The 26,088-nt window shown below is 57.5% G+C and carries 27 protein-coding genes; 15 read left to right on the forward strand and 12 right to left on the reverse strand.

Features of this window, described 5'->3' with window-relative positions; all coding sequences use genetic code 11:
• Positions 1-2: 2 nt before the first annotated feature.
• The 3 genes from cydC to infA all read left to right on the forward strand — a co-directional run bounded on the left by cydC (position 3) and on the right by infA (position 2,814).
• Positions 3-1,730 carry a heme ABC transporter ATP-binding protein/permease CydC gene (gene cydC, locus ABUK12_RS08800; RefSeq protein ID WP_410015918.1) on the forward strand — a complete coding sequence of 576 codons (1,728 nt, stop codon included), beginning with the start codon at positions 3-5 and terminating at the stop codon, positions 1,728-1,730.
• A 44-nt stretch (positions 1,731-1,774) separates the two neighbouring features.
• Complete coding sequence (gene aat / locus ABUK12_RS08805; protein WP_410015919.1) at positions 1,775-2,503, forward strand: leucyl/phenylalanyl-tRNA--protein transferase; 729 nt, start codon at positions 1,775-1,777, stop codon at positions 2,501-2,503.
• Positions 2,504-2,595: 92 nt separating this feature from the next.
• Positions 2,596-2,814, forward strand: a complete 219-nt coding sequence (gene infA, locus ABUK12_RS08810; protein WP_002211347.1) for a translation initiation factor IF-1 — start codon at positions 2,596-2,598, stop codon at positions 2,812-2,814.
• A gap of 205 nt (positions 2,815-3,019) precedes the next feature.
• Here infA and clpA read toward each other — a convergent pair whose 3' ends face one another.
• Complete coding sequence (gene clpA / locus ABUK12_RS08815) at positions 3,020-5,293, reverse strand: ATP-dependent Clp protease ATP-binding subunit ClpA (protein WP_410015920.1); 2,274 nt, start codon at positions 5,291-5,293, stop codon at positions 3,020-3,022.
• 27 nt (positions 5,294-5,320) lie between these two features.
• Positions 5,321-5,641: an ATP-dependent Clp protease adapter ClpS gene (clpS, locus tag ABUK12_RS08820; protein WP_331122169.1), complete on the reverse strand. Its 321-nt coding sequence runs from the start codon at positions 5,639-5,641 to the stop codon at positions 5,321-5,323.
• A gap of 367 nt (positions 5,642-6,008) precedes the next feature.
• Here clpS and cspD point away from each other — a divergent pair, with 367 nt between their 5' ends.
• From cspD to ltaE, 5 genes are all read left to right on the forward strand, one after another.
• Complete coding sequence (cspD, locus tag ABUK12_RS08825) at positions 6,009-6,230, forward strand: cold shock-like protein CspD (protein WP_132922666.1); 222 nt, start codon at positions 6,009-6,011, stop codon at positions 6,228-6,230.
• 353 nt (positions 6,231-6,583) lie between these two features.
• Positions 6,584-7,534, forward strand: coding sequence for a VirK/YbjX family protein (locus tag ABUK12_RS08830; RefSeq protein WP_410015921.1), 951 nt, complete (start codon positions 6,584-6,586; stop codon positions 7,532-7,534).
• A gap of 153 nt (positions 7,535-7,687) precedes the next feature.
• Positions 7,688-8,587, forward strand: a complete 900-nt coding sequence (locus tag ABUK12_RS08835; RefSeq protein WP_410015922.1) for a lysine exporter LysO family protein — start codon at positions 7,688-7,690, stop codon at positions 8,585-8,587.
• Between the two features lie 97 nt (positions 8,588-8,684).
• On the forward strand, positions 8,685-10,406 hold the full coding sequence (gene poxB / locus ABUK12_RS08840) for a ubiquinone-dependent pyruvate dehydrogenase (RefSeq protein WP_410015923.1): 1,722 nt from the start codon (positions 8,685-8,687) through the stop codon (positions 10,404-10,406).
• A 101-nt stretch (positions 10,407-10,507) separates the two neighbouring features.
• Positions 10,508-11,560, forward strand: coding sequence for a low-specificity L-threonine aldolase (gene ltaE / locus ABUK12_RS08845; protein WP_410015924.1), 1,053 nt, complete (start codon positions 10,508-10,510; stop codon positions 11,558-11,560).
• Here the strand turns inward: ltaE and ABUK12_RS08850 are convergent.
• Complete coding sequence (locus ABUK12_RS08850) at positions 11,522-12,364, reverse strand: N-acetylmuramoyl-L-alanine amidase (protein ID WP_410016593.1); 843 nt, start codon at positions 12,362-12,364, stop codon at positions 11,522-11,524. The two genes, ltaE and ABUK12_RS08850, sit on opposite strands and share 39 nt — an antisense overlap.
• Positions 12,365-13,029: 665 nt before the next feature.
• On the opposite strand from ABUK12_RS08850, the gene ABUK12_RS08855 reads away from it, so the two are divergent.
• From ABUK12_RS08855 to artM, 5 genes are all read left to right on the forward strand, one after another.
• Complete coding sequence (locus tag ABUK12_RS08855) at positions 13,030-13,578, forward strand: lipoprotein (RefSeq protein ID WP_410015925.1); 549 nt, start codon at positions 13,030-13,032, stop codon at positions 13,576-13,578.
• 228 nt (positions 13,579-13,806) lie between these two features.
• Positions 13,807-14,535, forward strand: a complete 729-nt coding sequence (artP, locus tag ABUK12_RS08860; protein WP_410015926.1) for an arginine ABC transporter ATP-binding protein ArtP — start codon at positions 13,807-13,809, stop codon at positions 14,533-14,535.
• 16 nt (positions 14,536-14,551) lie between these two features.
• Positions 14,552-15,283, forward strand: coding sequence for an arginine ABC transporter substrate-binding protein (gene artJ / locus ABUK12_RS08865; protein ID WP_410015927.1), 732 nt, complete (start codon positions 14,552-14,554; stop codon positions 15,281-15,283).
• A 9-nt stretch (positions 15,284-15,292) separates the two neighbouring features.
• Positions 15,293-16,009 (forward strand): arginine ABC transporter permease ArtQ, encoded by a 717-nt coding sequence (artQ, locus tag ABUK12_RS08870; protein ID WP_410015928.1) that lies wholly within the window; start codon positions 15,293-15,295, stop codon positions 16,007-16,009.
• Positions 16,009-16,677 carry an arginine ABC transporter permease ArtM gene (artM, locus tag ABUK12_RS08875; RefSeq protein WP_410015929.1) on the forward strand — a complete coding sequence of 223 codons (669 nt, stop codon included), beginning with the start codon at positions 16,009-16,011 and terminating at the stop codon, positions 16,675-16,677. The genes artQ and artM overlap by 1 nt, the downstream gene beginning before the upstream one ends.
• Here artM and rlmC read toward each other — a convergent pair.
• The 8 genes from rlmC to rimK all read right to left on the reverse strand — a co-directional run bounded on the left by rlmC (position 16,654) and on the right by rimK (position 24,674).
• Entirely contained in the window at positions 16,654-17,805 is a 1,152-nt protein-coding gene (gene rlmC, locus ABUK12_RS08880) for a 23S rRNA (uracil(747)-C(5))-methyltransferase RlmC (protein ID WP_410015930.1), read from the reverse strand. The genes artM and rlmC overlap by 24 nt on opposite strands.
• A 55-nt stretch (positions 17,806-17,860) precedes the next feature.
• On the reverse strand, positions 17,861-18,385 hold the full coding sequence (locus tag ABUK12_RS08885) for a YbjO family protein (RefSeq protein ID WP_410015931.1): 525 nt from the start codon (positions 18,383-18,385) through the stop codon (positions 17,861-17,863).
• Between the two features lie 71 nt (positions 18,386-18,456).
• On the reverse strand, positions 18,457-19,302 hold the full coding sequence (gene potI / locus ABUK12_RS08890; protein ID WP_410015932.1) for a putrescine ABC transporter permease PotI: 846 nt from the start codon (positions 19,300-19,302) through the stop codon (positions 18,457-18,459).
• Entirely contained in the window at positions 19,299-20,261 is a 963-nt protein-coding gene (gene potH, locus ABUK12_RS08895; protein WP_410015933.1) for a putrescine ABC transporter permease PotH, read from the reverse strand. The genes potI and potH overlap by 4 nt, the downstream gene beginning before the upstream one ends.
• A gap of 14 nt (positions 20,262-20,275) precedes the next feature.
• Complete coding sequence (gene potG, locus ABUK12_RS08900; RefSeq protein ID WP_410016594.1) at positions 20,276-21,409, reverse strand: putrescine ABC transporter ATP-binding subunit PotG; 1,134 nt, start codon at positions 21,407-21,409, stop codon at positions 20,276-20,278.
• A 124-nt stretch (positions 21,410-21,533) separates the two neighbouring features.
• The gene (potF, locus tag ABUK12_RS08905; protein ID WP_410015934.1) at positions 21,534-22,646 is read right to left on the reverse strand and encodes a spermidine/putrescine ABC transporter substrate-binding protein PotF; all 1,113 of its coding nucleotides are present in this window, start codon (positions 22,644-22,646) and stop codon (positions 21,534-21,536) included.
• Between the two features lie 376 nt (positions 22,647-23,022).
• Positions 23,023-23,502: a YbjN domain-containing protein gene (locus ABUK12_RS08910; RefSeq protein ID WP_410015935.1), complete on the reverse strand. Its 480-nt coding sequence runs from the start codon at positions 23,500-23,502 to the stop codon at positions 23,023-23,025.
• 269 nt (positions 23,503-23,771) lie between these two features.
• Positions 23,772-24,674, reverse strand: coding sequence for a 30S ribosomal protein S6--L-glutamate ligase (rimK, locus tag ABUK12_RS08915; RefSeq protein ID WP_410015936.1), 903 nt, complete (start codon positions 24,672-24,674; stop codon positions 23,772-23,774).
• Positions 24,675-24,918: 244 nt separating this feature from the next.
• Here rimK and ABUK12_RS08920 point away from each other — a divergent pair, with 244 nt between their 5' ends.
• Positions 24,919-25,185 (forward strand): GrxA family glutaredoxin, encoded by a 267-nt coding sequence (locus tag ABUK12_RS08920; RefSeq protein WP_410015937.1) that lies wholly within the window; start codon positions 24,919-24,921, stop codon positions 25,183-25,185.
• Between the two features lie 72 nt (positions 25,186-25,257).
• Here the strand turns inward: ABUK12_RS08920 and ybjM are convergent, their stop codons facing one another.
• Positions 25,258-25,626 (reverse strand): inner membrane protein YbjM, encoded by a 369-nt coding sequence (gene ybjM, locus ABUK12_RS08925; protein WP_410015938.1) that lies wholly within the window; start codon positions 25,624-25,626, stop codon positions 25,258-25,260.
• A 61-nt stretch (positions 25,627-25,687) separates the two neighbouring features.
• Between ybjM and ABUK12_RS08930 the strand changes: the two genes are divergently transcribed.
• The gene (locus ABUK12_RS08930; protein ID WP_410015939.1) at positions 25,688-25,909 is read left to right on the forward strand and encodes a hypothetical protein; all 222 of its coding nucleotides are present in this window, start codon (positions 25,688-25,690) and stop codon (positions 25,907-25,909) included.
• Positions 25,910-26,088: the final 179 nt, after the last annotated feature.

Below are 26,088 nucleotides of genomic sequence, written 5' to 3' on the forward strand. Positions count from 1 at the left end.
CTATGCGCGTATTATTCCCCTTCCTGGCCCTGTATCGCCGCCATGCCGGCCAGATTGCCCTGGGCATGCTCCTGGCCATCGTCACGCTGCTGGCCAGCATCGGCCTGCTCAGCCTGTCCGGCTGGTTCCTGGCCGGCTCGGCGCTGGCGGGCATGGCTGGCTTATACAGCTTTAACTATATGCTGCCGGCCGCCGGGGTGCGCGGCGCAGCCATAACCCGCACCGCCGGCCGCTGGGCGGAACGGGTGGTCAGCCATGACGCCACTTTCCGCGTCTTGCAGCATTTGCGCATCTACACCTTTCAAAAAATCCTGCCGCTTTCCCCCGGCGCGCTGGCCGGTTTTCGCCAGGCGGAGCTGCTTAACCGCCTTGTGGCGGATGTCGATACCCTGGATCACCTCTATTTACGCGTCCTCTCGCCCCTGCTGAGCGCTTTTGTGGTGATTCTGGTGGTCACCGTGGGGCTAAGCTGGCTCGACGCCTCCCTGGCCCTGACATTGGGCGCAATCATGCTGGCGGTGCTGCTGATCGTCCCTCCGCTGTTCTATCGGGCCGGGAAGCCGGTGGGGGAAGCGCTAACCCGGCTGCGCGCCGATTACCGGCAGCACCTGGCCACCTGGCTGCAGGGCAATGCCGAACTAACGGTTTACGGCGCCGCCGCGCGCTACCGCGGGCAATTGGACGAGACTGAACGGCGCTGGCAGCAACGTCAGCGGCAGCAGGCCAACCTGGCCGCCCTGGCGCAGGGGATGCTGACGCTGATAACCGGCATGGCGGTCACCTTGATTTTGTGGCTTGCCGCCGCCGGCATCGGCGGCGACAGTCATCCCGGCGCGCTGATTGCGTTGTTCGTGTTTACCACGCTGGCGGCGTTCGAAGCGCTTGGCCCGGTAGCCGGCGCCTTTCAGCATCTCGGCCAGGTTATCGCCTCGGCTGGACGTATCGCCGACGTCATCGGCCGCGACCCGGCGGTGGTTTTCCCGGCCGGCGGACCGGCGGCCGGCGGCGATGCCGCGCTGGTTCTCGACGCCGTCGGTTTCCGTTATCCCGATCAGCCGCTGCCGGCGGTTGCCGGGGTGTCGTTGCGGATAAACGCGGGAGAACATATCGCCATCCTGGGCCACACCGGCAGCGGCAAATCCACCCTGCTGCAATTGCTGACCCGCGCCTGGGACGTGGACCGCGGGCAAATTCTGTTAAACGGTCAATCCCTGGCGCGCTGGAGTGAACCGGCGCTGCGCGCCATGATGAGCGTGGTGCCCCAGCGGGTGCATATTTTCAACGCCACGCTGCGCGACAATCTGCTGTTGGGCGCGGCCCAGGCGGACGACGCGCGGCTGGCCCATATCCTTTCGCTTCTGGGGCTGGACAAGCTCCTGGAAAACCAAGGCCTCGACGCCTGGCTGGGCGAAGGCGGACGGCAGTTATCCGGTGGTGAACAGCGGCGGCTCGGCATCGCCCGCGCCCTGCTCCACGACGCGCCGCTGCTGCTGCTCGACGAACCGACCGAAGGGCTGGACGCCGCCACCGAACGGCGTGTATTGGACGCGTTGCATCAGTTGGGCCGTGCCAAGACCCTGGTGATTATCACCCATCGGCTGCAGGGCCTGGATATGATGGATAGAATTTATGTCATGGATCGGGGCGGGATCGCTGAACAAGGCTCCCATGCGACGCTGATGGCGGAAAAGGGGCGGTATTTTCGTTATCACTCTCCGGGTGGCGTATAATTATCGCTAAAGCGGACGGTTGAGGAGAATAAAAAATAAGCGCTATGCGACTGTACCGGCTTTCTCCGGATTCAATACGATTTCCCGCGCCGACATCCGCGCTGCATGAACCCAACGGGCTGTTGGCCTTCGGCGGGGATCTTTCCCCCGAGCGCCTGCTGGCCGCCTATCAACTGGGCATTTTTCCCTGGTACTCGCCGGGGGATGCCATCTTGTGGTGGTCGCCGGATCCCCGCGCGGTGCTGTTCCCGGAGGAATTCCATATCAGCCGCAGCCTGAAACGTTTTCTCAGGCACAGCCCGTTTCGCGTTACGCTCAACCAGGCGTTTGCCGAGGTGATCGCCGCCTGCGCCGAACGGGGCATAGAAGGCACCTGGATTGGCCCCGAGGTGGTTTTGGCCTATCGCCGCCTGCATGCCCTTGGACAGGCTCACTCGGTGGAAGTCTGGCAGGGCGATGAACTGGTGGGCGGTATGTACGGCGTGGCGCAGGGCGCCCTGTTCTGCGGCGAATCCATGTTCAGCCGCCGGGACAACGCGTCCAAGACGGCGTTGCTGACTTTTTGCCGTTTCTTTAGGCAACAAGGGGGAAAACTGATAGACTGTCAGGTATTGAACTCACACACGGCCTCGTTAGGCGCACGGGAAATACCACGACGCGACTATCTGACCCTGCTGAGTCAGTTACACCCTTTAACGCTGGCACCCCATTGCTGGCAACCACAAACCCTCTCTGCCGGCAGCGTAGACAGCGACCCCGATCGTTGTGAATAATGCGGCGTTCTTCATCACTTCTTTACATAATGAGGGTTTTTCGGCATTATCTTGCCGGTTAAAAACTATGGTATTTAAACCTAGAGGATTCGATGGCCAAAGAAGACAATATTGAAATGCAAGGCACGGTACTGGATACATTGCCTAACACCATGTTCCGTGTGGAATTGGAAAACGGGCATGTGGTAACCGCTCATATCTCCGGTAAAATGCGCAAAAACTATATCCGCATCCTGACGGGCGACAAAGTCACTGTTGAGCTGACCCCGTACGACCTGAGCAAAGGCCGCATTGTCTTCCGTAGCCGCTGATAGGCTTCCTTACCGCCGATATGCGCCGTGCGGGCGCTTATCCGCGCCGACCTGATACTCCATAATGATACCTGCCGGTGCCGGAACACGGCCCGGCTCCCTGTCGCGCAGCCGGACCTCGTCCGCCGCCGCTCCGCTGGGGGAATAAAAAAAGGCGATGCAGCGCATCGCCTTTTTATCTTGCCAGTTACCCGCTGATCGGGGTTTAGTGGACCACGCCTTCCGCTTTGCGTTTTTGCGCGCTGAGGAAATGGTAGGTCAGCTCTTTCTTGTCCTTGTTCAGCTCTACGGTGACTGAACCGCCATCGACCAGCGACCCGAACAGCAGTTCGTTGGCCAAAGGCTTCTTCAGGTTCTCCTGCATCACCCTGGCCATCGGCCGCGCGCCCATGGACTTGTCATAGCCTTTGGTGGACAGCCAGTCGCGGGCTTCATCGCTAACTTCCAGCGACACGCCCTTGGCATCCAGCTGCGCCTGCAGTTCCACGATAAACTTGTCCACCACCAATTGGATGATTTCCGGCGACAAGTGATTAAACCAAATCACGTTATCCAGGCGGTTACGGAATTCGGGGGTAAAGATCTTCTTGATCTCGCCCATGGCATCCGTACTGTTATCCTGCTGGATCATACCGATAGACTGGCGCGTGGTTTCCTGCACCCCGGCATTGGTGGTCATCACCACTATAACGTTGCGGAAGTCCGCCTTACGGCCATTGTTATCGGTCAGCGTACCGTTGTCCATCACCTGCAGCAGCAGATTGAACACGTCCGGATGCGCTTTCTCGATTTCATCAAGCAGCAGCACGGCGTGCGGATGCTTGAGGACCGCATCGGTCAACAGGCCGCCCTGGTCGTAGCCCACATATCCCGGAGGCGCGCCGATCAGCCGGCTGACCGTATGACGCTCCATATATTCGGACATATCAAAGCGCAGCAGCTCGATATCCAGCGCTTTCGCCAGTTGCACCGTGACTTCGGTTTTACCCACGCCGGTCGGACCCGCGAACAGGAAGGAACCTACCGGCTTATGATCCTGGCCCAGCCCGGCGCGGCTCATCTTGATCGCTTCGGTCAGCGCCTCAATGGCCTTATCCTGTCCGAACACCAGCATCTTCAGGCGTTCGTTCAGGTGCTTGAGCACATCGCGATCGCTGGAGGAGACGGTTTTTTCCGGAATCCGCGCGATACGCGCCACCACCGATTCGATATCCGCCACGTTAACGGTCTTTTTACGTTTGCTCACCGGCATCAGCCGGCTGCGGGCGCCCGCCTCATCGATAACATCGATGGCCTTGTCGGGCAGATGGCGATCGTTGATGTATTTCACCGCCAGCTCAACCGCCGCGCGCACCGCCTTGGCGGTATAACGCACGTCATGATGGGCCTCATATTTTGGCTTAAGCCCGGTCAGGATCTGCACGGTCTCTTCCACCGACGGTTCGGTGATATCAATTTTCTGGAAGCGACGCGCCAGCGCCCGATCCTTTTCGAAAATATTACTGAATTCCTGGTAGGTGGTGGACCCCATGACCCGGATCTTGCCGCTGGAAAGCAGCGGTTTGATCAGGTTAGCCGCATCGACCTGACCGCCCGAAGCGGCGCCGGCGCCGATGATGGTGTGGATCTCATCGATAAACAGGATGCTGTTTTTATCCGATTCAAGCTGCTTGAGCAGGGCCTTGAAGCGCTTCTCGAAGTCGCCGCGGTATTTCGTGCCGGCCAGCAACGAGCCGATATCGAGTGAATAAATCGTGCAGTCGGCGATAACCTCGGGCACGTCGCCCTGGACGATGCGCCAGGCCAGGCCTTCCGCAATCGCCGTTTTACCGACGCCGGATTCGCCCACAAGCAGCGGGTTGTTTTTACGGCGACGGCATAATACCTGTACGGTACGTTCCAGCTCCCGCTCACGGCCAATCAGGGGATCGATCCCGCCCACCCGGGCGAGTTGGTTAAGATTGGTAGTGAAATTTTCCATACGCTCCTCCCCGCCTGCCTGCTCTTCGTTAACCGGATTTTCAGGGCCGGGTGCCTGCGTTTCATCTTTACGGGTGCCGTGGGAGATGAAATTCACTATGTCGAGCCGGCTGACATCATGCTTACGCAGCAGATAGGCCGCCTGGGACTCCTGTTCGCTAAAAATAGCAACCAGGACATTGGCGCCGGAGACTTCACTGCGTCCTGATGACTGGACATGGAACACCGCGCGCTGCAATACGCGCTGGAAGCTGAGCGTAGGCTGCGTATCGCGCTCTTCGTCACTGGTCGGTAAGGTCGGTGTGGTCTGTTCGATGAATGCTTCGAGCTCCTGGCGTAACGCCACCAGGTCAACCGTGCACGCCTCGAGCGCTTCCCGCGCAGAAGGGTTGCTGAGCAATGCCAGCAGCAGATGTTCCACGGTCATAAACTCATGCCGGTGCTCGCGCGCTCTGGCGAAAGCCATATTTAAACTGAGTTCCAGTTCTTGATTGAGCATTGGCACCTCCCCAAATTGATTGCCTGTTCAGGCCTTTTCCAGCGTACAAAGCAACGGATGCTCATTTTCCCGGGCATAACGATTAACATGAGCGGCTTTGGTTTCGGCGACTTCGGCGGTGTAGACTCCGCAGATAGCCTTGCCGTGATAATGAACCGTAAGCATCAGTTGCGTTGCACGTTCAACATCATAAGAAAAGAACTTTTGCAGTACGTCAATGACAAATTCCATCGGAGTGTAATCGTCATTGATAAGTATCACTTTATACATTGATGGGGGTTTTACCGCATCTTTCAATAGGTCTTCGGCAAAATTCTGTTCGCCTGGCCTTTCGCTTGTGTTACCCATCGCCTTTCCGTCAATACGTTGCTCTTTCTTGATATACCGCTGCAACCGCCGGCTACCCCGGAGCGCAGCCCCATCATGGTTAACAGTCTACCATTAGATGTTCAAAACCGCCGCCTGCTAAAACCTATAACAATAATAGGATTTTGATCGCGACCGGCGCCTTGAGATTTTGTCAAAAAAGCGTCAATATCGTTACCTGCTTCAAAGTTTAGTAATGTCATCAGCCAACTCCTCCAGCATCCTCTTGACCTGTGCTTCCTATCCTCTAGAGTGTACTTGCGTAAGCCGCTGCTGTTTTGACCAATCAGGCTTACGACGTCAACAATCCTCATCACATATAAGATTCGGTTGCGAGGGATGTAGAAGCATGGAGACGGGTAAAGTAAAATGGTTCAATAACGCCAAAGGTTTTGGGTTTATCTGTCCTGAAAGCGGCGGCGAGGATATATTTGCGCATTACTCAACAATCCAAATGGACGGTTATCGCACGCTCAAAGCCGGGCAAGTGGTCAGATTCGACGTTCATCAGGGTCCCAAGGGGAACCATGCGAGTCTGATTGTGCCTGTTGAAACCGAGACTGTTGCCTGATGACGCGCCTCGCGATTAATGCCTAAGGATGCTAGTGAAATGCCAGTGAATCGCTGGCATTTTTTTCGCAAGCTGGTCCCTGCATACTCAAGGTATAACATTTTTCTTTTAAGACGCAAGCATAATTATATCAGTAGCAATCACTAAATCGCCTTAAGTTTTCCCCGCGCGCGCCGATTCCCTCCTCCCGCCATCTCACCCCCGGCTGACGCGATATCCTGCGGTCCAAGCCCTGCACCATAAACATATGGTAAACAAGTTATTATCTCTTCTTCATCCCCCCGCCATATTGACCAACCGTTTAACAAGGCCTTGTTGAAATAGGCTTTTGTTTTAAACCAGGTCATACAGATATGTCACAGCTTGTATCCAGTCTGGAAAAACCGGATTCATTAACCGGTTGGCAATTGGCGCTGGCCCTGTTTTTCGGCAAGCTGATGCCGGGCGCGGCTTGGGCCCGCCCGGTTTATCGCTGCAAGTTCATGCTCCGCTATCTCTGCACGTTCGCGTATTCCGCGCCCTGGCTGGCATACCTGGCGCAATCCCCGCTGTTGCCGCAGATGCTCGCCTCACAGCCGGGGCTGCCCTGTAAGCTGCACCGCCCCTATCTCGCCGCGAACATGCGCCGTAAACAACGGCTGGACGCCCTGCTGTTTCACTACACCTATACCCAGGCGCATCTCCCCCCGGCCCTGCTCAACGGACACCTGACGGGCGCAGGCATCATCCTGGCGGAGCTTGCGGCCAGGGACGGGCGGCGTTTTTACCTGCGCCTCGACTCGCTGGACCATTTAAACCGCGAAGGCGAGGCCACCGTGCTGCTTACCGATGAACACCATGTCATGCTGGCCGAGATAACCTTTGCCATTACCCCCGGCCAGGGCGCCACGCTCTTTATCGGCGGCCTGCAGGGGGCGGGGCGGCAGGTGGCCCACGAGGCGATACATGCCGCCACAAAATCCTGCCACGGCCTGTTTCCCAAGCGGCTGGCGCTCGAGACGGTAATGCTGCTGGCGGCCAACCTGGATATCCAGCGCATTCTCGCCGTGGGCAATAATAGCCATATGTACCGGGCGCGGCGTTACTCTTCTAAAAAAAGGCGGTTCCTGCACGCTGACTACGACAATTTCTGGCTATCCCTCAATGGTCAACGCGACGAACAGGGTTATTTCCATCTGCCATTAAGCATCCCGCGCAAGCCTCTGGAAACAGTGCCCAGCAAAAAACGCGCCGAATACCGACGCCGATATGAGCTGCTGGACCAGCTTGCCCGACAAATCAACGCGCATTTCGCCAGGGACTAGCCGGCTGCCGCCTGGTCCCAGGCGGCAGCGCCGTGCGTACTTATCACGTTCATCCGCGCGAGACACCATCGCCCCACGCCGCCTTTACAGTTATCCCGGTTTTGGTTAGTTTAAGGCAGCTTTCCCCGCCGCACAAAAGGATGTGACCCCACTATGTATTCCGGCCTGTTGATTATTCTCATTCCTTTACTCCTCGGCTACCTGTTGCCACGCCTGCGCCAAGGGGTGCTGCGGGCCGTCAACCGCCTGTTGAGCGCGATGGTCTATATCATTCTGTTCTTCATGGGCATCAGCCTGGCATTTTTAGATAACCTGGCCAGCAACCTGTTGCTGATTGCCTGGTATGCCGGCATCAGCGCCCTGTGCATCCTGACGGTTAACGGCGCCGCGCTGTGGTGGCTGGAGAAGCGCGCGCCCTGGCCGGCGCCCACCCATCAGGACACGCCTCCCTCCCGGCTGCGCATGGCCATGGATTCGCTCAAGCTCTGCCTGGTGGTGGCGGCGGGATTTGCCATCGGCCTGACCCAATGGCGCTGGCTCAGCGTCGCCTCGCGCGCCAGCGAATTCGCCCTGATCCTGCTGCTGCTGCTGGTGGGGATGCAGTTGCGCAACAGCGGCATGACGCTACGGCAGATACTGCTGAACCGGCGCGGCGCCAATATCGCCCTGGTGGTGGCTGCTAGCGCGATGCTCGGCGGCGCCGGCGCGGCAATGATCCTTGGGTTGCCCCTGCTTACCGGACTGGCCATGGCCTCTGCTTTCGGCTGGTATTCCCTTTCCGGCATTTTAATGACCGATGCCTTTGGCCCGGTGGTGGGCAGCGCCGCATTTTTTAACGATCTGATACGCGAGCTGCTGGCCATCATGCTGATTCCCGGGCTGATGCGCCGCAGCCGCAGCGTCGCCCTGGGCCTGTGCGGCGCCACGTCGATGGATTTCACGTTGCCGGTGCTGCAACGCAGCGGCGGCCTGGAAGTGGTGCCGGCGGCCATTGTGCACGGCTTTTTATTGAGCCTGCTGGCGCCGGTTCTTATCGCGCTATTCTCCGCCTGACCGGCCAGGCACTGCACTTCCCCGTTTAAAAGGACTAAGCTTTACCGGCATGGGATTTTTTTTGTCTTAGTCCCGACTCATTTTAAAGGGGAAAGCCATGAAACAAACCGTTGCGGCAGCCATTGCCAAAACCCTCGAGCAAGCCGGCGTCAAGCGTATCTGGGGCGTCACCGGCGATTCGCTTAACGGCCTGAGCGACAGTCTTAATCGCATGGGCACCATTCAATGGATGGGCACCCGTCATGAAGAGGTGGCGGCCTTCGCCGCCGGGGCGGAAGCCCATGTCACCGGTCAGTTGGCGGTGTGCGCCGGCTCTTGCGGGCCGGGCAACCTGCATTTGATCAACGGGTTGTATGACTGCCACCGCAACCAGGTGCCGGTGCTGGCGATTGCCGCCCATATTCCCTCCAGCGAAATCGGCAGCGGCTACTTCCAGGAGACCCACCCGGAAGAACTGTTCCGCGAATGCAGCCATTACTGCGAATTGATTTCCAATCCGGAACAACTGCCCCAGGTGCTGGGCATCGCCATGCGCAAGGCCATTCTCAACCGCGGCGTCTCGGTGATCGTGCTGCCGGGGGACGTGGCGCTGAAACCGGCGCCGGAAGACTATCAGCCGTCATGGTATACCCCGCAGCCGTCCCTGAGTGTCCCGCCGGTGGGCGAATTGGAAAAACTGGCCGCGGTGCTGAACCAGGCGGAAAATATCACGCTGATGTGCGGCTGCGGCTGCGCCGGCGCCCATGATGAAGTGGTCAGGCTGGCCGGACTGCTCAAGGCGCCGATCGTCCATGCGCTGCGCGGCAAGGAGCATTTGGAGTGGGATAATCCCTATGATGTCGGCATGACCGGCCTGATTGGCTTCTCATCCGGTTATCATGCCATGATGAACGCCGACACGCTGGTCCTGCTGGGGACCCGTTTCCCCTATCGCGCCTTTTATCCCACCAACGCCAATATCATCCAGATTGATATCGATCCGGGCAGCCTGGGCGCCCATTGCGCGGTGAACATGGCGCTGGTCGGCGATGTCAAATCCACGCTGGCGGTACTGTTGCCGCGCTTGACGGAGAAAACCGGGCGCCATCATCTTGATCAGGCGCTGGAGCATTATCACGCCACCAGGGGGGATCTCGATGCCCTGGCCAAACCCAACGGCAATAAACCTATTCATCCGCAGTACGTGGCGCAGCAGGTCAGCCGCCTGGCCGCCCGCGATGCCATCTTCACCTGCGATGTGGGTACGCCGACCGTATGGGCGGCACGCTATCTGGAAATGAACGGGCAGCGCCGGCTTATCGGCTCTTTTAACCATGGCTCCATGGCTAATGCCATGCCGCAGGCCCTGGGCGCTCAGGCGGCCTATCCCAAGCGCCAGGTGGTCGCCCTGTGCGGCGACGGCGGCTTCACCATGCTGATGGGCGATTTTTTATCCATGGCGCAGATGAAGCTGCCGGTTAAGATCGTGATTTTCAACAACAGCGTGCTGGGCTTTGTCGCCATGGAAATGAAGGCGGGCGGCTATCTGACCGACGGCACCGACCTGCAGAACCCTGATTTTGCCGCCATCGCCCGCGCCGCCGGGATCAAGGGCATCCGGGTGGAAAAATCCGCTGATCTTGACGCCGCACTGGAAGAGGCGTTTGCCACCGACGGACCCGTGGTGGTGGATGTGATTACCGCCAAGGAAGAACTGGCCATGCCGCCGCAGATTAAATTCGAACAGGCAAAAGGTTTCAGCCTGTATATGCTGCGGGCCATCATTAACGGCCGCGGCGATGAAGTGGTAGAATTGGCCAAAACCAACTGGCTGCGCTAGGGCCCGGTATGATACGCCCGGCATCAGGGTCCCTTTGCCGGGCGGCGGCATCATTAGGGCACAGGTGTTAACGCCCGTATCAAGAACGTAACGGAGTGAGCATGATTGATCTACGCAGTGATACCGTCACCTTGCCAAGCGCCGCCATGCGCCGGCTGATGGCGGAAGCCGAGGTTGGCGATGATGTTTATGGCGACGATCCCACCGTGGCGTCGCTCGAAGCCGACGGGGCCCGGCTCAGCGCCAAAGACGCGGCGCTGTTTTTCCCCAGCGGCACCCAGGCCAACCTGGTGGCCTTGCTGACGCATTGCCAGCGCGGGGAAGAGTACATCGTCGGCCAGCAGGCGCATAATTACCGCTTCGAAGCCGGCGGCGCGGCGGTGTTGGGCAGTATCCAGCCACAGCCGCTGGACGCCGACGCCGACGGCACCCTGCCGCTGGATAAGGTGGCGGCGGCCATCAAACCCGATGATTTTCATTTCGCCCGCACGCGCCTGTTAAGCCTGGAAAATACCCATAACGGTAAAGTGCTGCCGCAGGAATACCTGCGGCAGGCCTGGCAGTTTACCCGCGACCACCGTCTGGCGCTGCATATTGATGGGGCGCGCATTTTCAATGCCGTGGCGGCGCTGCAAATCCCGCTCAGCGAAATCACGCAATATTGCGATACGCTGACTATCTGCTTATCAAAAGGACTGGGTGCGCCGGTGGGCTCGCTGCTGTGCGGCGGCGCGGATTATATCCACCAGGCCCGGCGCTGGCGCAAGATGGTGGGCGGAGGGATGCGTCAGTCGGGGATCCTGGCGGCGGCGGGCCGTTACGCCCTTGAGCATAATGTGCAGCGGCTGCGCGAGGATCATGATAACGCCCGCTGGCTGGAACAGCGGCTATCGGCACTGGGCGTTGAGATCGTGGCCCCGGGCGCGCAAACCAATATGCTGTTTATCCGCCAGCCGGCGGAATTGGCCGCCAAACTCGGCCCCTGGATGAAACAGCATGATATTGTGGTGGCCGCCGGCACGGTTACCCGCCTGGTCACCCATTTAAATATCAGCCGCGCCGATCTGGAAAAGGTGGTGGGCTGCTGGGAGGAATTCCTGCGCCATCAGGCACAGCTATCCGGCGCCCCGCTCACCGGCGTGTATTTCCAGTAACGCATCCAGGATCGCCTCGGTTTCCGCGTCCGCCAGGCCGCGGAAATCCCGCGGGCGAAAATGCATCTGGAACGCCGCCAGCGCTTTTTGCTGCAGCGCCGCCGGCAGTTGCGGCGCTACATCGTAACCGTATTGCGCCATCCGGGTCATTATGCCCGCCATCGCCACCGGCGAGTTGGGGTCGCGCCCCGCCAGGTAATGCTCTACCCGCCGCGTATCCGGCCAGACGCCAACGCCCGCCGCCGCCAATTGCCGCCAGGGGAATAACGGGCCGGGATCCTGTTTGCGCCGCCAGGCGATATCGCTGTGCCCCACGACATTGCCTGGCAGGATATGATACCGGTGGATGATATCGCGGCTCAGGGCAATGACCAGTGCGATTTGCGCCGGGGGATAGGGGGTCGCGCGCGCGCCCGTCAGGGTACGCCGGTACCCGTGGTTTTCGATTTCAATGCCAATCGACGTATCGTTAAGATGCGTGCGTCCGCGCCAATAGCTTTCGCCCGCGTGCCAGGCGCGACGGGACTCATCCACCAGCCGTAGCGCGGTGGGTACGCCCGGCGCCCCGCCGGGCACCGCCGGGATAAGATAGTGGGCGCTGACCTGCTCGGCGGTCAGGGTGCTCAGCGACGCGGCAAAATCCTCGGCGGTATAATGGATGACTAAAAACTGCACCCGCTCATCCGCGCCATGCGCGCGCCGTGAATCGTCCACCCGGTAAGCCGCCTCATGGGCCGGCGGTGTTATTGCCTGCTGGCAGCCGGCGATGCACAGGATTAACAGGGTCATGGCCCACCATGGCATCGTTGGTTTCGGCCCGCCGGCCTGACAGCCCGGCGCGCCGCTGCTCATCATGCCAATATCCATCAAGCACCTAATCCTGTTGAGTCATATCACCCGACGGTGACGCGCTGTAAATGATATACGCCAGGTATCGGGCCGGCTATCCTGTTTACGATTTAATTATTTTCAACGCTGTCGCCAGCAACGCATGCCGCGGCTGATAAATATCCTTTCCCCTCGGCGCGAAAGCAGCGCTCGGGATTTTCCGGTCTTGACAATACCAAGGATTAAAAACCGCTACAGGCGCGTTAAACCATAAAGAAATTGATGATTTACAGGCGCCACCGCAAGACGGCAAAAATGATGAAATACCCGCCGATTGCCCTGAATTAATGCAGATTAAAAAACATCAGGAAAAATTGAGCAATAACATCCACTTGAAGTTTAATGCAAGCGCATTTTCCAAGGATGATAAAGATATTCACCCGCACAATACCTTGGGATAAAACGATTTTAAGACCGCTATCCCACCCCATTGCCCGCCAGAATAACGCCAGGCGCCATCTTAACCGGGCCTGGCGCGTCCCCGTCTTTAGCCAAACGTGCCGATCCTCACACAACCATCTGATTTTTAATTATACTCGATGGTACTGATCTATCGCCATCCTCTATCGTGAAGGTTAATAATGAACAATAAGCTTTATGCCCTCTTGCCGCTGGCATTGATTCTTGCCGCATGCACCCAGGTCGATCCGGCGTTTAAGGATATCGGCACGCGCAGCGCGCCCTGCGTCGACGGCGGGCCGGATACGGTGGCGCAGGCGTTCTACAATCTGCGCATCGCGCAGCCGCAGGGCAAACCCAGCGCCTCGCAGCTGGGGCAGTACCGCCCCTACCTCAGCGAACGGTTGTTCCACGTACTGACCACGGATCGTAAAGCGCAGGCCAAGCTTACCGCCTTGCCGCCCGGGGATATCTTCAGCAGCCAGGCCGACGGACCCGCCACGGCCGAGGTTCACAGCGCCTCGCGTATCCTCAATACCGATGCGAAAAATATCCCCCTGCGCGTAGACCTGTCCCGCAGCCAGGGCAGCAACGGCCAATCGGTGCGCTGGCAGGATGAAGTGCTGATGATCCGCGAAGGCAACTGCTGGGTGCTGGACGACGTACGCTACCTTGGCACGCTATCTCCCCATCCCGCCGGCACCCTGCGCCAAACGCTGGAAGAACGTTAATCGCATGTAGCCAGCGGTTCTTGCTGCCGCGGGCGCCAGCGGGCGCTGCGTCCACTGCCCGCTGGGATAAAATGCAGCACATCGCGGCAATGCGGCGGTGAGGAATGACGTTTTGTGCTGTTCGTGATATTATTACGCCCCTAAATGTAAATTTTAATCGCGGCGGATTGCATCGACAGGCCGTCGACGTTAACATCTGCCGCCTTAATGGCTATTCAGTTTCTTCGCATGAGTATTCAACTAAACCGCATTGACTGTTTTTACGGCGCCACCCAGGCGCTGTTTGATATCACCCTTGACTGCCCGGCGGGAGAAACGCTGGTGCTGCTCGGCCCCAGCGGGGCGGGTAAAAGTTCTTTACTGCGGGTACTCAACCTGTTGGAGATGCCCCGCGCCGGTCAGTTGTCGATCGCCGGCAACCATTTCAATTTTATCCAGGCGCCCGGCGAGAAAGCCATTCGCGAACTGCGTCAAAACGTCGGCATGGTATTCCAGCAATACAACCTCTGGCCGCATTTAACCGTGCGGCAGAATTTGATCGAGGCGCCCTGCCGGGTGCTCGCCCTGTCGCGCGCCGTGGCCAACGAACGGGCGGACAAGCTGCTCGATCGCCTGCGTTTAACCGATTTCGCCGATCGTTTTCCCCTGCATTTATCCGGCGGCCAGCAGCAACGGGTCGCGATAGCCAGGGCGCTGATGATGGAACCGCAGGTGCTGCTGTTTGATGAGCCGACCGCGGCGCTGGACCCGGAAATTACCGCACAAATCGTCAGCATCATTCGTGAACTGGCCCAAACCGGCATCACGCAGGTGATTGTGACGCATGAAGTAGAGGTAGCGCGTAAGACTGCCAGTCGCATCGTGTATATGGAAAACGGCCACATTGTGGAACAAGGCGATGCCACGCATTTCGCCACCCCCCACACCGAGGCGTTTGCTCACTATTTGTCGCATTAATTGTTGGAATAAAAAAATGAAAAAATTGATTATTGCCGCAGTGCTGGCCGGAATGACGTTTTCCGCCGCCGCGGCGCAGACCATTCGTTTCGCCACGGAAGCCTCTTATCCTCCGTTTGAATTTGTTGATGCCAATAACAAAATCCAGGGGTTTGATATCGATTTGGCCAATGCGCTCTGCAAACAGCTTCAAGCCGAATGCACCTTTACCAACCAGGCTTTCGACAGCCTGATCCCAAGCCTTAAATTCCGTCGTTTCGACGCGGTGATCTCAGGCATGGATATCACGCCGGACCGTTTGCAGCAGGTGACGTTCAGCCAGCCTTATTATGAAAACTCCGCCATTTTCGTGGCGCAAAAAGGCAAATTCGCCGATCTGGCCGCGTTGAAAGATAAGCGTGTCGGCATGCAGAACGGCTCCACCCATCAGAAATTCCTGCTGGATAAACATCCTGAAATCACCGCCGTGCCTTACGACAGCTATCAGAACGCCATCCTGGACTTGAAAAACGGCCGTTTGGACGCCGTCTTCGGCGATACCGCCGTGGTCAATGAATGGCTGAAGAAAGACGCCGACCTGGCCACCGTCGGCGATAAAATCACCGATAAAGCCTATTTCGGCACCGGCCTGGGCATTGCCATGCGCCTGAACAATAATGAGCTGCGCGACCAGTTCAATACGGCGCTGGATAAAGTCAAGCAAGACGGTACCTACCAGACTATCTACCAGAAATGGTTTAAGCAGTAATCGCCTTTCATGAATGAACTTCAACCCATAGCCAGCGCCGCCGGGACCACCGTCGGCCTGGCGCTGTGCGCGCTGGTGGCCGGGCTGTTTCTGGCGATGTGTTTTGCCGCCTGGGAATCCGTCCGCTGGAGATGGCTGGGACTTATCGGCACCGCCGTGGTGACGCTGTTGCGCGGCCTGCCGGAAATTCTGGTGGTACTGTTTATTTATTTCGGCGCCTCGCAACTGCTGGTGATACTTGCCGACGGCTTTAGCCTCAACCTGATTGCGGCGCGTATACCGGTGCGCCTGCCGATTGATAACTTTAACGTCAGTCCCTTTGTCTGCGGCGTGATTGCCCTGGCGTTGCTGTATGCCGCCTATGCCTCGCAAACGCTGCGCGGCGCGCTGAAAGCCATCCCGCAGGGACAGTGGGAGTCGGGCCAGGCGCTGGGCATGAAAAAAAGCACGGTTTTTTTCCGCCTGGTGATGCCGCAGATGTGGCGCCATGCGCTGCCCGGTCTGGGCAATCAATGGCTGGTGCTGTTGAAAGATACCGCGCTGGTGTCGTTGATAAGCGTTAATGACCTGATGCTGCAAACCAAAAGTATCGTCAGTTTCACCCAGCAGCCCTTTACCTGGTACCTGGTCGCGGCGGCGGTGTATCTGGTCATCACCCTGTTCAGCCAGATCATCCTGCGGGCGTTCGAGCGCCGTTCCACCCGTTTCGAGACGAGGGATTCCTGATGCTGGCCTACCTGCCCGAACTGCTGAAGGGGCTGCCCACCAGCCTGACGCTGACGCTGTGCGCCATCATCATAGCCTTGCTGCTGGCGCTGCTGTTTACCCTGGTTATCAGCCTGAAGACGCCGGTGCTGACGCCGTTAATCAAAATCTACATTACCCTGTTCACCGGCACGCCGCTGCTGGTGCAGATATTTTTGATTTATTACGGTCCCGGGCAATTCGCCGCCCTGCGCGCCATTCCCTGGTTATGGGCGCTGGTCTCGCAGCCATGGCTGTGCGCCATGGTGGCGCTGGCGCTTAACAGCGCCGCCTACAGCACCCAGCTCTTTACCGGCGCTATGCGCGCCATTCCCGCCGGACAATGGCAGTCATGCGCGGCGCTGGGCATGTCGCGCCTGCAATCCCTGCGCTTATTGATGCCGTTCGCCATCAAGCGGGCGCTGTCGTCCTACTCCAATGAAGTGGTGCTGGTGTTTAAAAGTACCTCGCTGGCCTACACCATTACCCTGATGGATATCATGGGCCATGGGCAGTTAATGTATGGTCGCACCTACGACGTCATGGTGTTCGGCGCCGCAGGCATTATCTATCTGTGCGTTAACGGCGTGCTGACCCTGCTGATGCGTTTGATCGAGCATCGGGCGTTACGGTTTGAACGACGTAACTGAGGGAATGCGTTGCAGCAGAACCAGCGTCTCGTAATGGGCGGTATGCGCAAACATATCAAATAACTGCGCCTTGACGATACGGTATGCCGGCAGGGCCTGCAGATCCCGGGCCAGGCTTTCCGCCTGGCAGCTGGAGTAAAGAATATACGGGGGCGCCATGCTCTCCAGATAGCGGCATAAATCCGCGCCAATGCCGCGCCGGGGTGGGTTGACCAGCACCAGATCCGGCACCTCCGCCCTTGAGCGCGCGAACTGGGTGGAATCCAGCGCCTGGAACATCACCTGGGTCAGCCCCATCAGCTGCGCCGACTGGCGCGCGCTGGCTATCGCCTCGGCGCTGATTTCAATGCCGGTCAGGCGCATATCCGGGCGCGCGCAGTGCAAACCAAACCCCCCCACCCCACAAAACAAATCCCACAGGCTGCTGATTTCCAGCTCGCCAACCCACTGCCGGGCGGCGGCGTACAGGCGCGCGGCGACCGACGGGTTGGTCTGGAAAAAACCGCGCGGGCGGATAAACAGCGGCACATCATTGAGCCGTTCCGCCAGCGCGGTATCCTCGGTCAGGATGATTTCAGTTTCACCTTCAAGAATGGCCATATGCACCGGCTGGAGATTCACCGATATCACCTGAAGCTGGGGCACACGCTCCCGCAGCCAGGGCAATTGGGCGCGCAGTGCGTCCAGCTTGGCCTGCGAGCGCAGCACGAAACGCAGCATCATGCCGCCGTCATGCCGGCTTTCGGTCAACAGCAGGAATTTTAACTCGCCGCGCCGGCGCGCCACGTGATAAGGCGTCAGGCCGGCGCGGGCGATAAAGTGTTTAAGCACGCCGAATACCGGCGCGAAGGTGGGGGGGTAAAGCGGGCAGGCGCAGAGGTCCAGCGGCTCTCCGTCCCGCGCCATGATGCCCAGCACCGGGCGTTCTACGCTGCCGCTTACCACCATTTTCGCTTTATTGCGAAACGCCGCGGGCGGCGAAGCCACCGGCGCCAGCCACTGCGCAACGGGCATGGCCGACAATAACCCGGCCAGGGCGGCCTGTTTATCCGCCAACTGCTGCGCATAGGGTTTATCCAGCCACTGGCAGGAATGGCAACGATCCGCGCTGAAAAGTTCGCAATGCATAGGTTTTCTGGCCGGTTAAACGGGCGCGCATTGTACCACCGGTTTTAGGTAAAAATCACCGGCCGCGTTTAAAAAACCGCCGGCTGGAGATCGGCGCGAATAACAGCAGCACGATCACCATATCCGGCAGTTTATGCATCAGCAGTTCGCCGGAGATCTCCGCGGCGCTGGCGCCCGGCAGCGCGAACATTTCAGGATAAAAACCATTCCAGGTGGCCAGGAACAAATAGCCGGCGCTCAGGCCCTGGCACCCGGCAAAATACCAGCGCGCCCAGGAATGACCGCGCATCACCGCAAATCCGCAGCGCAACTCGACGAACAGCACCGTGAGGCTTGCCAGAAACAGCAGCGTCAAATCCCACGAGCGGCTGCTGGTCTCGATAAAACTGCGCACCCCCTCCACGCCCAGGTTGCTGGTCAACATCAGCATGCCCAGGCAGCGGGTGGCGACGATGGCGCTGCCGGCGACCAATACCGCCACCGGCACATTACCGCGCCAGCGCGTCCGTTCCGCCGCGGCGCGCTTTAGCATACGCCAATGCAGCGGGTCCGTATTGCCATCCCTCAGGATGTCCGACATGGCCTTTCTCCTTGTTATTACGCCGTATTAAACAGCGGCACACGGATAAAGACTAGCAGTAATCTGCGCAATCAGCCACGGGCCGCCCGCTGGCGATCCCGCAGGCGTTGCTTTTCAGCGCGGGACATCAGCCACCAGGCGATCAGGCCGATAATGCCGACCACGCCCAGGATGATGGTGGCCAGGGCATTGATTTCCGGATTTACCCCCATCCTGACGCTTGAGAACACCAGCATCGGCAACGTGGTGGCCCCCGGACCGGCGACAAAACTGGCGATCACCAGATCATCGAGCGACAGGGTAAAGGCCAGCAGCCAGCCGGATACTATGGCCGGGGCAATCATCGGCAGCGTTATAATAAAAAACACCTTGATGGGCGTGGCGCCCAGATCCAGCGCGGCTTCCTCGATGGAGGCATCCAGCTCGCGCAGCCTGGAATTGACCACCACCGCCACGTAGGCGGTACAAAACGTCACGTGCGCCAGCCAGATGGTGAACATGCCGCGCTCCGCCGGCCAGCCGATGGCGTGCCCCAGCGCCACGAACAGCAGCAGCAGCGACAGGCCGGTTATCACATCCGGCATCACCAGCGGCGCGGTCAGCATAAAGGCGAACCCGTTGGCACCGCGAAAGCGGCCGAAACGCACGATCACCACCGCCGCCAGGGTACCCAGGATCACCGCCATGGTGGCGGTGGCGGCCGCCAGCGTCAGGCTGAGCGACACGGCGCTTAGCATCGCCTGGTCATTGACCAGGACGCCATACCACTGCGTCGACCATCCGGCCCATACCGTGACCAGTTTCGAGCTATTGAACGAGTAGATGACCAGCATCAGCATCGGGGCGTACAAAAAGGTAAACCCGGTGATTAAAATCACGATGCGCCAGGGCGAACGCACGACAGGTAGCGTATTCATGCCCGATCCCCCAGGGTTTTATTCTGATGTTTATGGAACCACATAATCGGCACAATCAGCAGCAGCAGCATGATAACCGCTACCGCGGACGCCACCGGCCAATCGCGGTTATTGAAAAATTCCTGCCATAAAATGCGCCCGATCATGATGCTGTCGGGGCCTCCGAGCAGCTCTGGAATTACGTATTCGCCCACCGCCGGAATAAACACCAGCATCGAGCCGGCGATAATGCCGCCTTTGGTCAGGGGAACAATCACCTGGAAAAAGGTTTTCATCGGCCGGGCGCCGAGATCGAGCGATGCCTCCACCAGGGAATAATCCAGCCGTGTCAGCGCGGTATAAATGGGCAGGATCATAAACGGTAGATAGGCATAGACCACTCCGATATATACCGCCAGATTGGTATGCAGGATCACCAGCGGCTGATCGATAACGCCGAGCCACAGCAGGACGTTATTGAGAATACCGTTGTTTTTCAGGATCCCCATCCAGGCGTAGACCCGGATTAAAAATGACGTCCACGACGGCAGGATAACCAGCAACAGCAGGATATTGCGCGTCGAGGGTTTACTGTGGGCCACCGCCCAGGCCATCGGGTAGCCTATCAGCAGGCAGAAAAAGGTGGAAACGGCCGCGACCTGCAGTGATTGCAGATACGCCTCGATATACAGCGGATCGTCCAGCAGTTGCAGGTAATTGGCCAGGTTCAGCGAGATATCCAGCTTACCGTCGAGCCAGCTGACCAGGTCGGTGTAGGGCGGGATCGCCCGGGCCATCTCCGCCATGCTGATTTTGAAAACAATCAGGAACGGCAGCATAAACAGCAGCAACAGCCACAGGTACGGCAGAAAAATCACCGCCTTGCGCCCATGGCGCATCTGCAGCCTTGTCAAGATGCGGGGGGTGTTGACCCGCTCGACGGCCGGCGGGGGCAGTAATTTTTCGTCAGATGCAGACATGATGTTCCCCTGTCCTATACCGTCAGCACAACACAGCTGTCCGCATCCCAACAGAGACGCACTTCATCCCCCCAGGTCGGCGTGCCTTTTCGGTAACGGTGCGCATTTTGCAGCTGCGCGCTGATGGTCTGGCCGCTTTGCAGCAGCACATGGTAAATGGAGAGATCGCCGAGATAGGCGATATTGACCACTTCGCCGACGGCAAAGTTAAAGCCGTCCGCGGGCACCTCCTCGCACAGCATGATTTTTTCCGGCCGCAGCGCCACATGCACCGGCACGCCGTCAACCACCGACACATCGGAATTCACCTGCAGCGGATGCACCAGGCCGGGACTTTGGATAATGAGCGCATCGTCGTGACGCTCAACCAGCAGGCCGTCGAACATATTGACCGAACCGATAAATTCGGCGCTGAAGCGGCTGTTGGGGTGCTCATAAATCTCTTCCGGCTCGCCGATTTGCACAAACTTGCCCCGGTTCATAATGGCGATGCGTCCGGCCATGGTCATGGCCTCTTCCTGATCGTGCGTGACCATCACGCAGGTCACCCCGACGCGTTCCAGGATATCCACCACTTCCAGCTGCATGCGGTCGCGTAATTTTTTATCCAGCGCGCCCATCGGTTCGTCAAGCAGCAATAGCTTTGGCCGTTTAGCCAGGCTGCGCGCCAGCGCCACGCGCTGGCGCTGGCCGCCGGAAAGCTGATGGGGCTTGCGGGCGGCGAATTCCTGCATATGCACCATCGCCAGCATCTCCGCCACGCGTTGCTTAATCTCGGCGCGCGGCAGTTTATCCTGCTTCAAGCCGAAGGCAATATTCTGTTCCACCGTCATATGCGGAAACAGCGCATAGGACTGGAACATCATATTAATGGGCCGTTGATACGGCGGCATATGGGACAGGTCCTGGCCGTCGAGCACAATCTGGCCATGGGTGGGTTGTTCAAAGCCCGCCAGCATCCGCAGCAGCGTGGATTTACCACAGCCTGACGCGCCCAATAAAGCAAACATTTCCCCTTTATAGATCGTTAAACTGACATCATCGACCGCCGACTGGCCGTCGAAGGTTTTGGTCAAATTGCGAATCTCCAGCAATGGCGTTACCATTTTCTGGGTTTTGGGCTGTGGGCGGGGTATAGCATCGTTCACTGACATGACTCTCCGGAACAGAAGAAACGGATAATCGTTAATCGTCTACCGTCTCTGAAATAGCATAACAGGCGGTATGAAACCGCCTGTTGGTTAGCATAATGTCAACCCTGCGGCGGGCAGATTACTTGCCGCTTTTTACCTTGGTCCAGGCACGGGTGATAACCCGGTCTATTTGCGGCGGCTGAACTTTAAGGCTAAATAATTTAGCGCGCACCTCGGGCGGCGGATAAATGCCGGGATTATTGCGCACCTCTTCATTGACCAGCGGCGTGGCCGCTTTATTGCCGTTGGCATAGAATATCTGATTGCTGACCTGGGCAATAACCTGGGGGTCCATCAGAAAATTAAGGAACTGATAGGCCTCGTCGGTATTTTTGGCGTCGGCCGGAATCGCCAGCACGTCAAAAAACGCCAGCGCGCCTTCCTTAGGAATACTATAGGCGATATGAACGCCGTTCTTCGCTTCCTTCGCGCGATTTGCCGCCTGCATCACGTCGCCGGCCCAGCCGATGGCAACGCAAATGTCCCCATTTGCCAAATCGTTGATATATTGCGAGGAATGGAAATAACGGATGCTGGGGCGCAGCTTTAACAGCAGATCGGTGGCCGGCCCGGTATAATCCGCGGCGTTGGCGCTGTTCGGATCCTTGCCCAGGTAATTGAGGACGGTGGCGAATATCTCCGAGGGCGCATCAAGGAATGAAACGCCGCAGCTTTTCAGCTTCGCCAGGTTTTCCGGTTTTAACACCAGATCCCAGCTGTTTACCGGCGCGTCCGCGCCCAGAATGGCTTTGACCTTATCGACGTTATAGGCAATGCCGGTGGTAGCCCACATATAGGGAATGGCATATTTGTTATCAGGATCATGCTGGCTGATAAGTTTCAATAATTCCGGATCCAGATTTTTATAATTCGGCAGTTTACTTTTATCCAAAGGCTGGAATACCCCGGCGGTTAACTGTCGCTCCAGGAAACTGGCGGAAGGCACCACCACGTCAAAGCCGGTACTGCCGGCCATCAGTTTACCCTCCAATACTTCATTGGAGTCGAAAACATCATAGATGACTTTTATGCCGGTTTGTTTTTCAAAATCCGGCACGGTGTTCGGCGCAATATAATCCGACCAATTATAGACATGCAGCGTTTTTTGTTCCGCACCTGATGCGGTGACGGACGCAGCCATCAGCAGGCCGGCAACTATACCCGACAACCATTTTTTACGTTGGGTGAACATCCGTTGCTTCCTCCAAATCCCGGTCAATAAAAGATATTTCTGTATAACGTCGCCGGTATACAGTGCTTAAATAAGCGCAGCGGCTGTTGGCGGCACCGTGAATAGCCGATCCCCCGCGGACGCGCGCGGGGAGATAACGTTATGAAAACGGTTGTCCGACGGATCACGCGCAGCATCGCAAGCATAACCGCAGCGCCACTGCGACGCCAGCGATCCGCAAAAAAAATGGCTTTAATCGATTAATTATTCACTAATTAGTGAACAAATCTGGTATTGGACGCATAAATGACAAAGGATCTGCGCTCGCGCGGGCGCAACGACAGCATAAATGATGGGAAGGTACCGGGAGGGCACGCCGCCTGCGGCAGGCGGCAGATCAATGGATAACCGGAAGGGTATTTTTGGCGTCGGCGGGCTGTTCTTCGCCGTCAATAAACAGCAAATCATTGGCACGCGCTTCCAGAATCAGCATGGAAATCTGTTCTTCGGACTGCTGCATAAAATGTTTAAACTGACCAAAGGTCACGCCCACCTCAATGCTTAACGCCTGGCACGCCACCAGCTTGGGCAAGTTATCGTCCTGAATATCGATAAAGGCCTTCACCGTCAGCGAACTGGCATTTATCTGACTTAAATCCCCCACCAGCGCTATCAGCGCGGTGGGACGCACCTCCGCCAGGGCGGAAAATAAAATGACGTTATCGACCAAATCAACTTTGGCATCGAAGATGCCGTCAAAATTTTGCATATGCGGCAGATGCAACGCCTGGCAGGAGTCACACTCGAAAAACGTCAGGCTGAGCTTTTCCAGCCAGCGTCTAAGGATGTCCAGATCCGGGACAACAAGTGAATCCATGAAGGCCAACCTCTAAATGAAAAATGCGAAACGGGGCATAGCTTACGGAATAATCGTCAAAGGTGCCATGGACAAACGCAGGAAATTATTTTAACAGTCGGCCCGGCCGGTTATCCGGGCGTAGCGGCGCGCGGCGCGCTATTGCGCGGCAAACAACATCATATTGATTTTTAATAGATAGCTTTCTCATTAATCACCATAGGTCAGACCAATGTCCGCCCCCCGGGACAAAATCTGAAAATGCCCTTTTTGCCGCGGGTACGGTGGATTTACAAGGTATTGCCCGGTTTTAACATTTTCTGGCCGTGCTGTTCGATGTATTCAATCATCATTCCGGCAATATCGGTGCCGGTGGCGGTTTCCACCCCTTCCAGGCCCGGCGAGGCATTGACCTCCATCACCAAGGGCCCGCGCCGCGCCCGCAGGATATCGACGCCGGCCACATCAAGCCCCAAAGTGCTAACCGCCTTGATGGCCACCGCCCTCTCCCGGGGGGTAATGACAATTTTGCGGGCCGAACCGCCCCGATGAAGATTGGAGCGGAAATCTCCCGCTTCGGCCTGGCGTTCGATAGCCGCCACCACCCGGTTGCCCACCACCAGGCACCGGATATCGCAGCCTTTCGCCTCCTGAATATATTCCTGCACCAGAAACTGCGCCTTCAAGCCGCGAAAGGCGTCGATAACACTCTTGGCGGCCTGGGATGTTTCAGCCAGCACCACGCCGATGCCCTGAGTGCCTTCCACCAGCTTCACCACCAGGGGCGCCCCGCCCACCATGGCAATCAGATCGCCGGTATCGTCCGGGGAATCGGCAAAGCCCGTCACCGGCAGATCGATGCCCTCTTTTGCCAGCAGTTGAAGGGAATGCAGTTTATCCCTGGCGCGGGTAATGGCCGAAGAACCGTTCAGCGCATAGCTGCCCAGCATTTCAAACTGGCGCAAGACCGCGGTGCCGTAAAAGGTGATGGCGGTGCCGATACGCGGGATAACCGCATCGTAATGCGCCAGGCGATTGCCGCGGTAATGAATGGCAGGCGCGTCGCAATTGATGTTCATATAGCAGGAGAGCGGATCGATGATATCCACGCTATGACGTCGGAATTCGGCCGCTTCCCGCAGTCGCCTGCAGGAAAACAGGGTGCCGTCCCGGGATAAAATGGCTATTTTCACGGTTTACCCAGATTGATCATAGTGGACCGGCTCATAATAATCCGCCCGCGGGCGCGGGTCGAGAAAAGTTTAGCGTCCAAAGACGGTTTGCACGCGTATGAAACAGATAGGCGGGATGCATTGGACTAAAAGGTATTTTCTGCTTTTTTTTGACGCAGGTCACAGGCATAGTAGCTGACAGCGAAAAGCATAACCGAGTGCAAAGATTCGTTTCGTTTTTTCTTTTATGCGTTAAGGAGTGTATATGTTTGCTGTCATTTTTGGACGTCCGGGCTGTCCTTATTGTGTGCGCGCTAAAGAGCTGGCTGAAAAACTGACCGCTGAACGGGATGACTTCTCTTTCCGTTATGTCGATATCCATGCGGAAGGCATATCCAAGGCCGACCTGTCGAAAACCGTCGGCAAACCCGTGGAAACCGTGCCGCAAATCTTCGTCGATCAGGTTCATATCGGCGGCTGCACTGATTTTGAAGCTTACGCGAAAGAAAACCTCAGCCTTTACCAGCAATAATCCGCACTGCTTTATTACTGCATCACTGCGATGGAAGCCAGCCCGGGCTGGCTTTAATCTTTTACGCCGCCGTCAATGCGCAGCCCCTTTGTATATCACGCCGGCAAAGTAACACCCCAGCGCGCCGCAGGCGCACCAGAATACCGCGCTTAACATGTAGGCAAGCTGATACCACAGGCTGATGGATAAACCATGGCCGAGGTAAAACAGCAGCAGGCAAAAAGGCGAAGCGATCAGGGCGCCCACGATCGGATTGATGATTTTATTCTCATGCAACAGCAGGCTGCCGACGATGCCGGGCAGTAAAAACAGCAGCAGGCCAAATGCCGCGCCGTGATCCCCGGTCTTCATCACTTCGAAGCCGCTGACCTGGCTGGCAAAGATTACGCCGAACAGTACAGCACTGCTTATGGTTCCAGCCCAATGCCGGTAGAGCGCCATTTTTGCCTCCCATAATTCACGCTGTGATCAAAACGCCATAGAAAAAAAACGCGGTTTCCCGATGATGAATGCCGCCCAATTCATCCCGGCCGCCGGTCATCGGCAGAAAAATGTTTACCGCGATAAAATGGCGTATATTTTCCCGGCGACAAGGGAAAAACAACGCCAAAGGCAAACGTCCGGTAACCGTCAAATCCCGGTACGCTTCCCTGGCGGCAATAATGGTGTATTCTCAGATTTTATTCTAATAAATATACTTGATAATATCATAATTATCAAATAGTTGCTAGTAACAATAAAGTTATGGTCCATGCTTATTAAGGTGGCCGATTTGTTACGCAAGAATGAAATTTTGTTATTCATTGTGAGAGAACAATCACACCCCGATGGACATATAATACCGATGATACGCTTCCAACCTTGTCATTAGACTGACTTTTTTACGGTAAATAAAATAATTTC

Origin of the sequence: Sodalis sp. C49 (assembly GCF_046352915.1) — a bacterium.
GTDB lineage: Bacteria > Pseudomonadota > Gammaproteobacteria > Enterobacterales > Enterobacteriaceae > Acerihabitans.